Source organism: Cryobacterium sp. HLT2-28 (assembly GCF_004402495.1).
Classification (GTDB): Bacteria; Actinomycetota; Actinomycetes; order Actinomycetales; family Microbacteriaceae; genus Cryobacterium; species Cryobacterium mannosilyticum.
Genome location: NZ_SOFH01000029.1, coordinates 57,787 through 72,039, shown reverse-complemented (window position 1 = coordinate 72,039; position 14,253 = coordinate 57,787). Strand labels below are relative to the sequence as shown.

The 14,253-nt window shown below is 67.8% G+C and carries 15 protein-coding genes and 2 pseudogenes; 6 read left to right on the top strand and 11 right to left on the bottom strand.

The genetic code is table 11. The features are described 5' to 3' along the window. Positions 1–57 precede the first annotated feature (57 nt). Positions 58–641 (top strand): annotated as a pseudogene (locus E3O48_RS15280) (recombinase family protein). 70 nt (positions 642–711) lie between these two features. Here E3O48_RS15280 and E3O48_RS15275 read toward each other — a convergent pair. Together E3O48_RS15275 and E3O48_RS15270 are read right to left on the bottom strand one after the other, a co-directional pair. Continuing rightward, positions 712–972: a Txe/YoeB family addiction module toxin gene (locus E3O48_RS15275; RefSeq protein WP_134540121.1), complete on the bottom strand. Its 261-nt coding sequence runs from the start codon at positions 970–972 to the stop codon at positions 712–714. Further along, the gene (locus E3O48_RS15270; protein WP_134507710.1) at positions 969–1,220 is read right to left on the bottom strand and encodes a type II toxin-antitoxin system Phd/YefM family antitoxin; all 252 of its coding nucleotides are present in this window, start codon (positions 1,218–1,220) and stop codon (positions 969–971) included. The genes E3O48_RS15275 and E3O48_RS15270 overlap by 4 nt, the downstream gene beginning before the upstream one ends. A gap of 397 nt (positions 1,221–1,617) precedes the next feature. Here E3O48_RS15270 and E3O48_RS18205 point away from each other — a divergent pair. Beyond that, positions 1,618–1,701: pseudogene (locus E3O48_RS18205) on the top strand (hypothetical protein); the annotation flags it as partial. 12 nt (positions 1,702–1,713) lie between these two features. Further along, on the top strand, positions 1,714–2,082 hold the full coding sequence (locus E3O48_RS15265; RefSeq protein WP_255453767.1) for a PxKF domain-containing protein: 369 nt from the start codon (positions 1,714–1,716) through the stop codon (positions 2,080–2,082). Between the two features lie 1,117 nt (positions 2,083–3,199). Here E3O48_RS15265 and E3O48_RS15260 read toward each other — a convergent pair. The 6 genes from E3O48_RS15260 to E3O48_RS15235 form a co-directional block, all read right to left on the bottom strand. Further along, positions 3,200–4,252 (bottom strand): DMT family transporter, encoded by a 1,053-nt coding sequence (locus tag E3O48_RS15260; RefSeq protein ID WP_134540115.1) that lies wholly within the window; start codon positions 4,250–4,252, stop codon positions 3,200–3,202. Beyond that, the gene (locus E3O48_RS15255) at positions 4,252–4,620 is read right to left on the bottom strand and encodes a metalloregulator ArsR/SmtB family transcription factor (RefSeq protein WP_134540112.1); all 369 of its coding nucleotides are present in this window, start codon (positions 4,618–4,620) and stop codon (positions 4,252–4,254) included. The genes E3O48_RS15260 and E3O48_RS15255 overlap by 1 nt, the downstream gene beginning before the upstream one ends. A gap of 259 nt (positions 4,621–4,879) precedes the next feature. Further along, positions 4,880–6,067: an MFS transporter gene (locus E3O48_RS15250; RefSeq protein WP_370250186.1), complete on the bottom strand. Its 1,188-nt coding sequence runs from the start codon at positions 6,065–6,067 to the stop codon at positions 4,880–4,882. An 89-nt stretch (positions 6,068–6,156) separates the two neighbouring features. Then, positions 6,157–6,384 (bottom strand): YgaP-like transmembrane domain, encoded by a 228-nt coding sequence (locus E3O48_RS15245; RefSeq protein ID WP_206751286.1) that lies wholly within the window; start codon positions 6,382–6,384, stop codon positions 6,157–6,159. A 55-nt stretch (positions 6,385–6,439) separates the two neighbouring features. Then, complete coding sequence (locus tag E3O48_RS15240; protein ID WP_134540109.1) at positions 6,440–7,060, bottom strand: bifunctional 2-polyprenyl-6-hydroxyphenol methylase/3-demethylubiquinol 3-O-methyltransferase UbiG; 621 nt, start codon at positions 7,058–7,060, stop codon at positions 6,440–6,442. A 76-nt stretch (positions 7,061–7,136) separates the two neighbouring features. Next, a complete protein-coding gene (locus tag E3O48_RS15235) occupies positions 7,137–8,459 on the bottom strand; it encodes a LuxR C-terminal-related transcriptional regulator (protein ID WP_241982570.1) in 1,323 nt (440 codons plus the stop codon). Positions 8,460–8,579: 120 nt separating this feature from the next. On the opposite strand from E3O48_RS15235, the gene hxlB reads away from it, so the two are divergent. Both hxlB and hxlA read left to right on the top strand, forming a co-directional pair. After that, positions 8,580–9,182 carry a 6-phospho-3-hexuloisomerase gene (gene hxlB, locus E3O48_RS15230; RefSeq protein ID WP_134540106.1) on the top strand — a complete coding sequence of 201 codons (603 nt, stop codon included), beginning with the start codon at positions 8,580–8,582 and terminating at the stop codon, positions 9,180–9,182. A gap of 55 nt (positions 9,183–9,237) precedes the next feature. Continuing rightward, complete coding sequence (gene hxlA / locus E3O48_RS15225) at positions 9,238–9,861, top strand: 3-hexulose-6-phosphate synthase (protein ID WP_134507742.1); 624 nt, start codon at positions 9,238–9,240, stop codon at positions 9,859–9,861. 83 nt (positions 9,862–9,944) lie between these two features. On the opposite strand, the gene E3O48_RS15220 is transcribed toward hxlA, so the two are convergent. From E3O48_RS15220 to E3O48_RS15210, 3 genes are all read right to left on the bottom strand, one after another. Then, complete coding sequence (locus tag E3O48_RS15220; protein WP_241974649.1) at positions 9,945–10,613, bottom strand: HAD hydrolase-like protein; 669 nt, start codon at positions 10,611–10,613, stop codon at positions 9,945–9,947. A gap of 132 nt (positions 10,614–10,745) precedes the next feature. Continuing rightward, a complete protein-coding gene (nucS, locus tag E3O48_RS15215; protein WP_134507744.1) occupies positions 10,746–11,441 on the bottom strand; it encodes an endonuclease NucS in 696 nt (231 codons plus the stop codon). Between the two features lie 9 nt (positions 11,442–11,450). After that, positions 11,451–12,704, bottom strand: coding sequence for an MFS transporter (locus E3O48_RS15210; protein WP_134540103.1), 1,254 nt, complete (start codon positions 12,702–12,704; stop codon positions 11,451–11,453). Between the two features lie 91 nt (positions 12,705–12,795). On the opposite strand from E3O48_RS15210, the gene E3O48_RS15205 reads away from it, so the two are divergent. Further along, positions 12,796–14,205, top strand: a complete 1,410-nt coding sequence (locus E3O48_RS15205; RefSeq protein WP_134540100.1) for a pyridoxal-dependent decarboxylase — start codon at positions 12,796–12,798, stop codon at positions 14,203–14,205. Positions 14,206–14,253: the final 48 nt, after the last annotated feature.

Sequence of the window (14,253 nt, the reverse complement as noted above, 5' to 3'; positions counted from 1 at the left end):
CCCGCCGAGGATCCTCGAATGTTGACGGCCCTGCAGGTCGAGGTGAATTGTGCCGTCATGACTGAACTACTGATCGGGTACGCGCGCGTATCCACAAATGAGCAAGACCTCACCGCCCAACAAAACGCCCTGGAACGACTGGGCGTTAGACCGAACCTGATCTACACCGATCATGGCTTGACGGGAACCAACCCTGCGAGGCCGGGATTACGCGAAGCACTTGCTGCCTGCAGGAGCGGGGCACACTCGTGGTGGCCAAACTCGATCGTCTGGCCAGGTCGCTTCGGGATGCAAAAGACATCGTCGATGAGCTGAGCGCCAAGGGCGTGAAGCTCAGCATCGGCGGCTCTGTGCATGACCCGAATGATCCAGTCGGCCGGCTCCTTTTCAACGTCCTCGCCATGGTCGCGGAATTCGAGTCAGATCTCATCCGTGCTCGAACGAAAGAGGGCATGCAGGTGGCGAAAGCGAAGGGCCGGTTGCGCGGCAAACCACCGAAGCTCTCCGCGGCGCAACAGAAGCATCTGATGGAGGTCTACAACGCTGGTACTCACACAACGGCCGAGCTTGCTGAGCTGTTCAATGTCGCCCGCTCCACTATCTATCGAACCAGCCAGCGCCAACACCGAGGCGCTAGCTAGCAGCCGAGATCGCGTTGCAGGACGAACTGTCCTGCAACGCGAACCTCATGCGGGTGGCGCGGATGTCTGGTCAGTAGTGTTCGCGGGCTTGCAGGATGACGATGTGGTCGTCGGTGACGTAGTAGACCAGACGGTTCGCTTCGTCGATGCGGCGTGACCACGCGCCGGAAAGTACGTGCCGAAGGGGCTCGGGCTTGCCGATACCTGCGAACGGATCGCGCAGCGTGTCGGTGATCAGCTGATTGATGCGCTTGAGGGTCTTGCGGTCCTGGGTCTGCCAGAAAACAAAGTCCTCCCACCCATTCGGGTCGAAGGCGATCGTCCGGCTCACGCGTCCAAAAGGTCGTGCTGCTCGAACTCGCCGCGCCGGACCCGCTCGATGGCCGTGAGCAACCGCTCCGCGTTCGCAGGGTTCCGCAGTAGGAAGGCCGTTTCGGTCAACGCGTCGTAGTCCTCCTTCGACAGGATTACCGCGTTTCCGTGCCGGGAGACGACCTCGATAGCGGTGTGGTCGTCGTTGACCTGCTGGATGAGCCCGAACAGGCTTTTGCGTGCTTCGGTCGCGGTGATCGCCGACATGATCGCCTCCCAAGAGTAGTACTCGATAGCGTACCACTCAGAGCGGGGGTGACGGAAGCAAGGTCGGCACGCCAGTTGGCAACTACTGCGTCGAATGGGGAAGGCTCAGCGCGTCGTGGTTTGCTCTCTGCTCTGCTCAGACGACGGGTCTTACGTCCTCGAGCTCAGAGACACTCCACTTTGTCCGTCGTTCCCGCAGTTGTTTCCTGCTGCGGGAGAGTGGGTACTTTTCCTCAAGCCGCGGTTCGAGGTAGATCCTGCGGATCGCCACCAGAATCAGATAGCCGCCCGTCCAGTATGCGAGGAACAAGACCAGCCCGTACTGTCCGAGGGTGAAACTGACCAGGGTCAGAACGATGCCGATCCCGATGTATAGCCATCGCCAAGCTCCGGTAGTCGGGTGAGCCACACCTACACGACCGCTGGCACATACCTGACGACCTTGGCAATCCGTGACGATCAGGGCGGCGAGGCATTCACCTCCGCCGACCACATCGTCAACATCCCGAAGTACGAGTTCAACGGCTTCCTCGCACCCGTTGACGCAGCCCCTGTCATCAACGCCATGAAAGCAGGTCGTGCCGTACCGATGAAGTTCCGCCTCGGTGGCAACTTCGGGCTCGAAGTCATCCTGGCGGGCTCCCCAACGTCGGTTCGGGTTGATTGCACTACCGGCGCGACCATAGACGAAGTCGAAACCACCACGACTGCCGGGGCCAGCAGCCTGTCATACGATCAAGTCACCGACACCTACAGCTACGTGTGGAAAACGGCGTCCAGTTGGGCGGGAACCCGCCGAATATTCCAGATGAAACTCGACGACGGCAGCGTTCATAAAGCGCAGTTCATGTTCCGCACATGACCACAACAAAGTTAGGTGGAGCGATGACATCTAGTTGGGGCCGGCCCTTACTCTGGGTTGCAGTCCTCGTTTCATGGTCTGCGCTCATCGTCGCCGGACTCGCCGTGATGGGGATTGGCCTCAACCAAACCTGGTACTTCGAGCCGACCGGAGAGGCTCTTGAGGACGCCCGCGTCGGAAGGCTCCTTATCCTCGCTGGTTCGGTCGCACTCATCGCGGCAGCGGGCTGGGCGCGATGGATGCACACCCCGATCTGGGCGTGCGTTCTTGTGGCCGCCCCAGCCGTCCTTGTTGGCGGACTGTCTCTCCTATTCGAAAATTCCCTATTTCCCCAACTCAGCGCCTTGGTGGCTTTCCCGGTTGCCCTCGCCGGCCTGATTTGCGGGATTGTCCTCGCCCGGCCGCTGCTTCGGGCGGGCTCCGCGCGCCCTAACGCCTCAGTTGACCGTCACGAGTCGGACTGAGCTGCCGCCCGCCGTCGGCGAGTGCCGAGGACTACCCATCTAAACACGGCAGCATTGATCGCAGCCAACAGGAAAAACCCCAGGTTATACAGCGCCGCACTCACGGACAGCGCTCCGACGGCAAATTCTCCCGGCCCCGACCCTTGCGAAGAACCCAGTGCACCGACGACATAGTACGCAGTAGATAGCGGCAACGTCAGCACGACGATGACCAAAATCAGCGCTTCGGGTGCTCCCGTCCCAGCACCGAGCCCAAAGGCACGCATCACGGACACCGCCGCAACGAGCCCGGCGACTGCCGCCAAGTAAGCGCCCATCGATGCCCCGGCCCACGAGGGCAGGCGGCCATTCCCTGTCGGTGTTACGCGACCAGTCGTCATATCCGAAAGTTACAGGCCGTGCCCCACTTCAAGCAAGGACCCATGTCGATCGAGTCGTCGGAGATCGTCACGACTGTCAGTTGACGGACGTTCACGGACACGGATTTCGCAGCCAGTCCTTCGAGTCTCCACGGGCCAGTTGGAGTCTCACTTGGGAACCCTTTGAGTCAGCTGAACTCGGGGCAGTCCCGGTTTCGCGACCAGATCTGACCTCAAGCTGGCGTGCACCCCATCTAGTCACGCTGACCCCCAGTTGAAACTTGATTTCGGTGTTCAGTGAGCATGTCTGTGGTGGCTGTCCGGGTAGTGCTCGTGGGTGTGGGTAATCGGTTCATGTGTGTGCAGGTGCTTGTGCCAGCCGTTCGCACCGACTTCTTGATCTGGCTCGTGGTCGTGCTGGTGGTGCTCGTCGTGGGTGTGCAGATGATCGTGGGTAGTCGCTTCATGAGTGTGCTCGTGCTCATGTCGCTCGGTCAGGTGCAGCCAAACACCGGCGGCCATGAGAAGGCCAGCGACTATCACTGGCCAGCTGATTGCATCTCCGAGCGTGATTGCAAGCACTGCTCCGAAGAACGGAGCGATCGAGTAGTAGGCGCCGGCCCTGGCCGTCCCGAGGTGGCGCATGGCGACGATAAACAGGACCAGGCTGATGCCGTAGGCGAACAGACCGATTACCATCGCCGACGCGATGTTAAGGGTGCTGGGGATCTGTGCGCCGAGTAAAAAGGCGAGGATGAGGTTCACGGGTCCGGCAACCCCGCCTTTCACGGCGGCGAGCCAGGTGGCGTCATTGAGTGCGATCTTGCGGGTGAGATTGTTATCCAGGCCCCAGCTGAGGCAGGCGCCGAGAACCGCCAAAGAGGGCCACGGGCTGCCGAAATTCGCGCCAGACGGGACGCTAAGAACGATTGCGCCTGCGACGATCGCGAGCATGCCAAGTGCGATACGGCGGTCGAAGTTCTCTTTGAACACGAACCACGCCAGGGCCGCGGTGAAGACCCCTTCTGCGTTTAGCAGCAGCGACGCCCCCGATGCCGGCATGTTCGACAGGCCGAGCATCAGCAGCACGGGGCCGGCGACCCCTCCGAAGAACACCGCTCCCACGAGGGGCAGCGTTTCGGGCCGCGTGATCCGCACCCGTGGGGCGCGGCGAATCAGCCGATACAAGCTCAACCCAAGCCCTGACCCGCAGTAGAGTAACCCGGCTAGCAACCATGGGCTGACGTTGTTCTCGAGCAACACTTTGGCTAAGGGTGTGCCGGCACCGAAAAGAACCGCCGACACCAACACGGCCTGAACGCCGACGTTCTGGAACGCACGCAGCATCAGCCGACCGCCAACGGTGTCTGTGCCTGATGATGGGCGGGCGAGCTGGTCAGCGCGTGCTCGGCCTGGAAGATCGCATCGCTGACCAGGCGGCTCGCGTGCTCGTTGGCGAGCCGGTAAAACACTCGCGTTCCCTCCTGCCTAGTCGATACGATTCGCGCCAACCTGAGCTTCGCGAGGTGCTGGGACACAGCAGCTGAACTCTTGTCGACCACTTCGGCCAGACTGTTCACGGACAACTCACCATCCCGGAGAGCGAGAACGATCCTCACACGAGTGGCATCAGCAAGCATCGAAAAGATCTCCACTGCGAGTTCCACATAGGTGCTCTGAGGGTCACGACCGCAAAGCGGCTTATCTGCATCCATACGCAGATTCTTACATACCGTCCGGAAGTAATTCTCCGGCCGCGCCTGAGCGCCCCAGATCCGGTGCCGGTCGCTCTAATGCCCCACCATCACGCGCCATCAGTGACAGTCTGGTCGGATTCGTGCAGACGAGCATGAAGATCCGTGCAGCCGGGTGCGAAAACCGACATCAGTGACGACTTCGCTCCGCTGCGTGTCTCGTATACCCCGCCCGCTGAGGTTTCGCGTTCAGGTGCGCTGACTGCATCAACGCGCGAGGCTATCCGGCGCGCTTCGCCGCCGCGAGCCGCAGCGAGGACCAGACGACGATGACGGCAACGAGGAGCATGGTGACCAGGCCCAGGCCCGAGTAGCCGGCTGCCGAGAGGATCGGGCCGGCCACGGCGCCGCCGAGCGCTCCAGCCGCGTTCATTGAGAGGTCGGAGAAGCCCTGCAGGGGGGCGCGATCGTGCACTTCGACGGCCTCGGCGATCAGCGCGGAGCCGGCGACGACGGATGCCGACCAGCCGAGCCCGAGCAGGATGAGCCCCGCAGTCATGGCAACGGGGGAGTCGCCGTTCAGCCAGAACAGGGTCAGCGCGGCAAACAGCAGCGCCTGGCCGGTGAGGATCACCGGCATCCGTCCGAGCCGGTCGGCGAGGGCGCCGAAAACGGGGGAGAGGGCGTACATTCCCGCCACATGCAGGCTGATCGTGAGTCCGACCAGGGTGAGTGTGGCGCCGTGGTCCCGCAGGTGCACGGGAGCCATCGACATGAGGGCAACCATGGTGGCATGGCTGAGGGCGATCACTCCCACGGCGAAACGAGCCGGCGGGTTCGAGCGGATGATGGCCAGCCCGCCGATCCGGCGCTCGCCTGCGGGGTTGCTCGGGCGCGCGGCCAGGGCCGTGAGCAGCGGGTCCGGCCGGAGTCCTGCTGAGTAGACGACTGCGGCGCCGACCGTGGCCAGCAAGGAGAAGGCGAACGCCCCGGTCAACGGAGGCAGGCCCAGAGCCGCGCCGACCGTCTCGCCGGGGCCGAAGAGGTTCGGTCCGAGGACCGCCCCGACGGTGGTGGACCACACGACGATGGAAAGGTCGCGGGCACGGAACCGCACGCTGGCCAGGTCGGTGGCGGCGAACCGGGCCTGGAGGTTGGTGGCTGATCCCGCCCCGAGGAGCATGAGGGCCAGGAGTAGCAGTGGAAACGCGTCGACGGCGACGGCGGTGATGGCCAGAACGGCCCCCGACCCGGCGATGAGCGACCCGGCCGCCAGGGAGCGGCGACGGCCGCGAGCCTGCGCGAGCCGGGACAGTGGTACGGCGACAAGGGCCGCGCCGAGCGTGCTCATGGTGGCCGCCATGCCGGACCAGGCGCTGGAGCCGGAAAGCTGTGCGGCCAGCAGGGCGCCCAGCGAGAGCGTGGCGCCCATGCCGATGCCGCCGAGGATCTGGCCGACTACGAGCACCCGCACCACCGAGCGCTGCAGCGGGCTGTGGTCCGGCGGCGTGGTCGACTGCGCGATCGGCGTTGCTGCGGTCGCGGGCTGGTCCGGAATCAGGATGTGAAGGCCTTCCGGAAGGCGGGTCCCTGCAACGGCTTGCCGAAGAGCGGCGCGAGCAGGCAGAAATCGAATGAGCCCGCGGCGATGAAGACGGCACCGAGCACGGCCAGAATCCACCCCCAGCCACCGAGCACGACGGCGAGGAGCACGAGGATCAGGCCTGCGACGATCCGCGTCCAACGGCCGGCAGGCGACCCGAGGAACTGAAGGATGGACATCATTGCTCCCTTGTTCTGTGCTTCTCAATATACCCCATGGGGTAATTATTGCGAGGCCTCAGGCCGTGGCGACCAGGATGGTGTCGAGGGCGACTCCGCCCGTGTCCGCCGGTGACTCCGGGTCGGTGGCGAGGTCGCGACTGACGGTCTCGCACCGCAGGACTCGCTCGGGTCCCACGATCGATGCCAGCAGCTCGGGTGTGTACAGAATGTCGGGGTTGCCGGGGCCCGGACCGCCGGCGCCGATGTTTGCCCGGTCATGGCCGAGCACAAGCAGGTGCCCGCCGGGCGCGAGCCAGCCGAGCGCCCTGGCCAGCAGCGTGCGGAACAGCGCCTCCGGCAGGTGCAGGTACATCACCGTGACCAGGTCGAAGCGTTCCTCGGGTTGCCAGGTCGTGGCATCCGCCACCAGCCACGTCACGTCGACACCGGCGGCCCGCGCGTGCTCCCCGGCCTGGGCGATTGCCTCGGCGGAGAAGTCGAGCCCGGTGACGTTCCAGCCCCGGCCGGCCAGCCAGATCGCGTTGCGGCCGTCGCCGGTGGCCAGGTCGAGCGCGCGCCCCGCTCGCCAGGGCGTCACGGTGTCCTGCACGAGTTGCGCCGGCAGGGCCGACCAGAGCCTCGCGTCCTGGCCCTCGCGCGCCTGCCGGTAGCGGTCGTCCCACTCGTTCGCGTCCATTGCGAGGTCCCTTCGTTCGATCCGGCTTCCGGCGTGGCAATTTTCGCACGGTTCGGCGGCAGGAGAGCGGATGCGGTCAGCGGGCGAGCGAGGCGAGCTCTGCCCGCGTGGAGGCGCCGACCTTGCGCAACAGGTTGGCCACGTGGAACTTGACTGTGTTCTCACTGATCAGCAGCACCTCGGCGATCGCACGGTTGCGCGCCCCGGAGGCGACCAATTCCAGGACGCCCTGCTCGCGGGGGCTGAGGCCCCATTCGGCTGCCGGCGCCAGCGCGGCGACCGGCGCGTCGAGCGGCAGCGTCACCACCATCTCGGAACCCCACCCCGCGGTGGCCTCCACCTCGAGGCTGCCGCTGAGCGCGGCAACCCGGCCGGCCAGCCGGCTCACGCTCGGAACGTCGGTGGTGAGGTCGCCTGGCCCGTCGTCGCGCACCCGGATGAGCAGGTTGCTGCCGTCGCAGTCCCACTGCACCCGCACCCGGCCGACCCCCTCCTGGTCGATCAGGGCGAGCACGGCGCCGCGCACGATGGCCCGCCCGGCGTGGGCGACCTCGCCGGGGAGCGCCCGGCCGTTGAGCGGGGGCTCGATGAACTGCACGTCCAGGTCGCCGAAGCGCACGAGCGGCCGCAGGTCGTCACGCAGCCGTTCGAAGGCCTGCGCGACCGGTTCCTCCGACAGGGACCGGTCGCGGTCTGAGACCGCCCGCAGTCGCACCATGGCCTGGGCCGTCACGTCGATCGCATTCTGGCGCGCCGCTTCCGCGCTGGCGTCGCGCGCTCGAAGAACGGCGAGGAGCGACTCCAGCGTGGTCGCGTGCGCATCGGTGAGATCGGCGATCACCCTGGCCCGCTCGGCCGATGCGGCCCGCGAGTCGAAGAGGTAGGCGGGAGGCGCCGCGGCCACCTGGCGACGGATGCCGGCGGCCACGAGCTCCCACAGCTGCCCGATCACGGCGATGGACCGGTCCGGCCCGTTTTCCGGTCCGTCGTCAGCGACGGTGCCAGGTCGGCCGGACGCCTCGGCCGGCTCGGACTCCGGCCCCGGCTCGGGGTCGGTGAGCACGAGCAACGCGCCGGTCGCGGCGAGCCAGGCCGCCACCGGGCGCGTCTCGGAGCCGATCGTCGCGTCGGCCAGCCACAGGGGAGTGGAGCCCACCGGCATCGAAGCGCGGAGCGCGTCCAGCTCCGCGATCGAGACCCGGTCGGTGATGAAGTGGTCTCCAGCCTTCTTCTGCGGCCGCCCGGTGCAGTCTTCGGTGAAGATCACCAGGGCGCTGTGGGCGAGGAGCGGGCGCACCAGTTCGGAGAGGCTCGCCGCCACGCCGAGAAGTGGGCTCGAGAGCACCGGGTCGATGCGCGTGAGCAACTCGATCGAATGGGGTTGCAGAAGTGGATTCACGAATCCAGCCTATCCATTCCCGCGTTCGAGCCGCCGGATCCACGTCGACCTACCCGGACGGGTAGGTCTGCCGTCCGTTCGGTGGGCCGCGCGCCCGCCCGGGACGGCGCACGATGAGGTATGCCTTCCCGCAGCACAGTCTCGCCCCTCACGCCCGCCGTCTCGGTCCTGCCTGCCCTCGAACTCATCACCGCCGAGAACGCCGCCGTCAGCCGTCGGCTGCAGGAGGACGCTGCGACGCACCTCGAGTCGGCCGCGGCGCGGCTGCTGGCCGCCCGCAGCGTCTTCGTCTTCGGGGCCGGCCGGTCGGGCCTCGCCCTGAAGATGACCGCGATGCGCCTCATGCACCTGGGACTCCGAGTGCACGTGGTGGGGGAGACGACGTCGCCGGCGATCGGCCCCGGCGATGTTCTGCTGGTGGCGAGCGGCTCGGGCAGCACGGGCGCGATCGTGCGTGCGGCGGAGGCCGCTGTCGCAGCCGGCGCCGGGATCGTGGCGATCACCACCGATCCCGGCTCGGCGCTCGCCGGCCTGGCCGAGGTGACGGTCGTGGTTCCTGCCGCTCGCAAGCAGGACCACGACCGGCGCTTCTCGGCCCAGTACTCGGGCGGGCTGTTCGAGCAGAGCGTCGTGGTCATCGGCGACGCCATCTTCCACAGCCTGTGGAAGTCATCCGGCGCCACGGCCGAGGAATTGTGGCCGCGCCACGCCAACCTCGAATAGCCCGGCCCTTCCCGACGAATCCAGTCAATCCACACGAACCAGAAAGAAGAACAACATGAAGCTTCAAGTCGCCATGGACGTACTCACCACGGATGCCGCCCTTGCGCTGGCCGCGCAGGTCGCGCCCCACGTGGACATCATTGAACTCGGTACCCCGCTGATCAAGGCGGAAGGACTGCGCGCCGTGACCGCCATCAAGGCGGCCCACCCGGACAAGACGGTCTTCGCCGACCTCAAGACCATGGACGCCGGGGAGCTCGAGGCAGACCTGGCGTTCACGGCCGGTGCCGACCTCGTGACCGTGCTCGGCGCGGCCGGCGACAGCACCATCGCCGGGGCCGTTGCCGCGGCGCGCAAGCACGGCAAGGGAGTGGTCGTCGACCTGATCGGGGTCGCCGACAAGGTGACCCGCGCCCGCGAGGTCACCGAGCTCGGCGCCGCGTTCGTCGAGATGCACGCCGGCCTCGATGAGCAGGCCGAGCCCGGGTTCTCCCTGGCGACCCTGCTCAACCAAGGGGAGACGGCCAGAGTGCCGTTCTCTCTGGCCGGCGGAGTGAGCGTCGCCACAATCGCCTCCGTGCAGCGGGCCGGCGCATCCGTCGCCGTCGCCGGCGGCGCGATCTATGGCGCTGAAGACCCGGCGGCCGCAGCCCAGGCGCTTCGCGCGGCGATCATCTAAGCCCGGCGCCAGGCCTCGCACGAAAACACACGAGGCACCCTCCCGACGGGAAGGTGCCTCGTTCGTCGTGGGTGGGGGGTGGTTCAGCCGAGCAGGAGCTTGGCGAGTTGGTCGACCGAGTAGACCGTGGCGGTCGCGGCGGCGGCTTCGGCGGGGGAGCCGTAGCCCCACTCGACGAGGATGGTGGGAACGCCGTGCGCGGCGGCACCCTCCGCGTCGTAGCTGCGGTCGCCGACCATGACCGGCGCCGCGAGGTTGGCGCCGGCGGCGCCGAGGCGGGTCAGTGCCTCTTCCACGATGTCCGCCTTCGAGCTCCGGGTCTCCGTGTCGGACGCGCCGACCATGACCGTGAAGTACTTGGCGAGGTCGAAGTGCTCGAGGATCGTGATGGCGCTGTGCTCCGGCTTGCTCGTGGCCAGGGCCATCGGGATCCGGGCCTCGTGGATGCGCTCGAGCAGGCCGGCCACGCCGGGGTAGACGGCGGTGTCGAGCATGTGCTCGCCCTGGTAGTCGGCCCGGTAGACGGCGAGGGCCTCGACGGCCTCATCGGGCGTCATTCCGGCGTATTCGCGGAAGGCCGCGAGCAGGGGCGGGCCGACGTAGGCGAGGAGTTCGGAGGCCGGCGGAACCGGCCGGCCGAGGAGGGCGAAAGTGCGGGCGAGGGAGTTGGTGATGGCCGGGGCGGAGTCGGTGATGGTTCCGTCGAGGTCAAAGAGGATGGCGCTCCAGGTGCGCGTCAGTGTCGGATTCACTCGCCCATCCTAGGCGGCATGGCCGCGAACTCCTGCACCGGAAAAGGAACCGTTAGCTTATTCCTGTTTCGCCGCGGCCGCCAGCCTCTTGCGCAGTGTGTCGCGGCGCGACAGTCGGCACCTCGCTCGGGCCTAGAAAAGCTTGGACTGGGTGTCGTCGAGGCCGCGCATGGCGTCGTAGTCGAGCACCAGGCAACGGATGCCGCGGTCCTCGGCGAGCATGCGCGCCTGCGGCTTGATGATCTGAGCCGCGAACACCCCGACCACGGGCGCCAGGTGCGGATCCCGGTTCATCAGTTCGAGGTACCGGGTGAGTTGCTCGACCCCGTCGATGTCCCCCCGGCGCTTGAGTTCGACCGCGACCGAGCCGCCCGCGGCATCCCTGGCCAGGATGTCGACCGGGCCGATGGCCGTCATGTACTCGCGGCGCACGAGCGTGTGGCCGTCGCCGAGCAGGTGGATGTGCTCGGCCAGCAGCTTCTGCAGGTGAGCCTCGACGCCGTCCTTGATCAGCCCGGGGTCGATTCCCAGCTCGTGGGCGGAGTCGTGCAGCACCTCGTAGATGCTGACGATGAGCTGGTCGGCGGTCTTGGCGTGGGTGACCGTCCAGAGTGCGGTGACGCCGGCATCCGCCTGGTCGGCGTCGGGCTCGGATTCGGCCAGGCTGCACGGCGGGCTCATCCAATTCAACGGCTTGTACGACCCGCCGTCGGAGTGCACGAGCACGCTGCCGTCGGACTTGATCATCAGGAGTCGGGTGGCCAGCGGCAGGTGCGCGCTGAGCCTTCCGGCGTAGTCGACGGAGCATTGGGCTATTACGAGGCGCACCGTTCGAGCTTAACCGGAGACGTGGCGGGTTTCGCGCGCGGCCGGCGCGGCGAGGCCGGCGAGCACCATCAGCACGAGGATCAGGAAGAGGGCGTTGAGGATGCCCCAGGCCTGGCCGAGCAGGCCGAGCACCGGGGGGCCCACCAGGAACGCGAAATAGCCGATCATGGCGACCGCGCTCACCCGCGCGGCGGCGTTCTTCGTGTCGTCGGCGGCCGCCGACATGCCGACCGGGAAGCCGAGCGAGGCGCCCAGACCCCAAAGCACGGTGCCGCAGTAGAGCAGAGCGTGGCTGGGCGCCAGGATGAACAGCAGAAGGCCGAGCACACCGAGCACCGCGCAGGCGCGGAGCACCGGCACCCGCCCGAAACGGTCGATCACGGGACCGCCGAGCACCCGGCCCACGGTCATCGCGGCCACGAACACCCCGAAGACGATCGCGCCCTCGGTGTTGCTGAGACCGTGGCCGTCGACGGAGGCCAGGGCCAGCCAGTCGTTCGCCGAGCCCTCGGCGAAGGTCATCCCGAGCACGATCGTGCCGATCAGCAGGATCTTCGGATCCGCCCAGACGGTCAGGCTCGCCCGCAGCCGCCCACGACGGCTCTTCGGCCCGTCGGCCGTGCCGGCGGCAGCAGCCTCGGCGCGTGGGTCGACCAGTGGGATGTTGCGCACGGCGATGAGCATCGTGGCAAGCACCAGGATCGCCATCCCGAGGAGGTGCCAGTGCACGGGCAGTGCGATCAGGGAGGCTCCGGCGCCGATGAGGGCACCGAGCACGGTGCCGAGGCTGAAGCAGGCGTGCATCAGCGGCATCAGGGTCTTGCCGATTTCACGCTCCGCCGCGGCGCCCTCGACGTTCATCATGACGTCGAGCGAGCCGATGCCGAACCCGACGAGGGCCAGGCCGAAGAACACGAAGGGGGCAGACGTGAGCAGGCTGGCACCGCCACCGACGAGGGTCAGCCCGACGACGGAAAGTGAGGCGCTGAGGAGCATCGCACGCCGCGCGCCGAATCGGCCGAGCAACCAGACGGCGGCGATCAGGCCGAGCACCGATCCGGCCGAGAGGCCGAAGATGAGGATGCCGACCTCGGCCGTGCTCAGCCGCAGCCCGTCGCGCACGGCCGGGATCCGCGACATCCAGGTGGCCAGGGTCAGCCCGCTGATGAAGAAGATGACGAACACGGCGTTGCGCCAGGCGAGCAGGCCGCGCCTGGTCGTGCTGGGCGTGGTCGTTCCGGTCGGCTGTGCGGGCTGGGTCACGGGGGAATCCTCGGTCGGGGTCGTCGGCCCGTCGAGGCCGTCCCTTCAAACTAGCCCACCCGGTCGATCCGAGGCGGGCTAGACTGGCGCCATGTCGGCCCAGCCTGACGCCTTCGATGAGGCTTTGCAACGGGCGAGAGCGCACACCATGGAGTGGCTCGCGTCCGTTCCGTCCCGCCCGGTGGGCCCGTCCGTGAATGCCGACGACCTGCGTGCCGGATTCGCCGCACCGCTGCCGGAGCAGGCCACCGACCCGGCCGAGGTGATCGACGAACTCGCGCGCCTGGCCGAACCCGGTCTGATGGCGATGCCCTCCGGCCGCTTCTTCGGCTGGGTGATCGGGGGAACGCTCCCGGCGGCCCTGGCGGCCGACTGGCTGGTCAGCGCGTGGGACCAGAACGCGGGCATGCGGTTCGCCACCCCCGCCGTCGCCGCGGCGGAGGAGGCGGCCGCCGGGTGGCTGCTCGACCTGCTGCACCTGCCGCCGGGTGCCGACGTGGGCTTCACCACGGGCGGGACCACCGCGAACTTCGTCGGTGTCGCCGCGGGCCGGAAGGCCGTGCTGGACCGGGTCGGCTGGGACCTCGCCGGCCTCGGGCTCTTCGGGGCGCCGCGCATCCGGGTGTTGGCGGGCGCTGAGCGGCACGACGTCATCGACCTGGTGCTGCGCTACCTCGGCCTCGGCGCGCCCATCCTCGTCGACGCCGACGACCAGGGTCGCATCCGGCCGGGCGCCCTGGCCGCCGCCATGGACTCCGGCGGAGACCCGGCCGGCCCGGCCATCGTCTGCCTGCAGGCCGGCAACCTGCACTCCGGCGCCTTCGACCCGATGCAGGAGACGATCGCCGTGGCACACGAGCGCGGGGCCTGGGTGCACGTCGACGGCGCCTTCGGCCTCTGGGCGGCGGCCAGCCCGCGCTACCGGGAGGCCCTGGCCGGCCTCGACCTGGCCGACTCGTGGGCGACCGACGGGCACAAGACGCTCAACGTGCCCTACGACTGCGGCATGGCGATCGTGGCCAGGCCCGACGTCGTGCGTGCGGCCTTCGGCGTGCACACCAGCTATCTCATCACCGACAGCTCCGGCCCGGGCGACCCGTTCGACAAGGTGCCCGAGCTCTCGCGTCGCGCCCGCGGCGTCACCGTGTGGGCCGCGCTGCGGTCACTCGGCCGGGCCGGCACCATCGCCCTCGTGGAGCGGCTGGCCGACCGGGCGGCCGAGCTCGCCGCGGGGATCGCCCGCCTCCCCGGCGCCGAGGTGCTGAACGACGTGGTGTTCACCCAGGTGAGCGTCAGCTTCGGCGACGACGAACGCACCCGCCGGGTCACCGCGGCGCTGCTCGCCGGCGGCGTCGCCTGGATGTCCGGGTCGCGCTGGCACGGCCGGGACGTGCTGCGCATCTCGGTGAGCAACTGGTCAACGGATGCCGACGACGTCGCGCTCTCCCTCGCCGCCCTGGACCAGGCGGTCGCCTCGGTTGACGCGATAGAATTGTCCTGATCAGCGCCGATGTGAATGCGGTTGGTTCCATCGACGCTCCGGCGTGCG

Coding starts and splice junctions, on each gene's coding strand:
- E3O48_RS15270 (WP_134507710.1), bottom strand. CDS start 1,220: ATGTCGGCGATCACCGCGACCGAAGCACGCAAAAGCCTGTTCGGGCTC.
- E3O48_RS15260 (WP_134540115.1), bottom strand. CDS start 4,252: ATGCTGCGTGCGTTCCAGAACGTCGGCGTTCAGGCCGTGTTGGTGTCG.
- E3O48_RS15255 (WP_134540112.1), bottom strand. CDS start 4,620: ATGGATGCAGATAAGCCGCTTTGCGGTCGTGACCCTCAGAGCACCTAT.
- E3O48_RS15245 (WP_206751286.1), bottom strand. CDS start 6,384: ATGATGTCCATCCTTCAGTTCCTCGGGTCGCCTGCCGGCCGTTGGACG.
- E3O48_RS15240 (WP_134540109.1), bottom strand. CDS start 7,060: ATGGACGCGAACGAGTGGGACGACCGCTACCGGCAGGCGCGCGAGGGC.
- hxlB (WP_134540106.1), top strand. CDS start 8,580: ATGCCTTCCCGCAGCACAGTCTCGCCCCTCACGCCCGCCGTCTCGGTC.
- hxlA (WP_134507742.1), top strand. CDS start 9,238: ATGAAGCTTCAAGTCGCCATGGACGTACTCACCACGGATGCCGCCCTT.
- E3O48_RS15205 (WP_134540100.1), top strand. CDS start 12,796: ATGTCGGCCCAGCCTGACGCCTTCGATGAGGCTTTGCAACGGGCGAGA.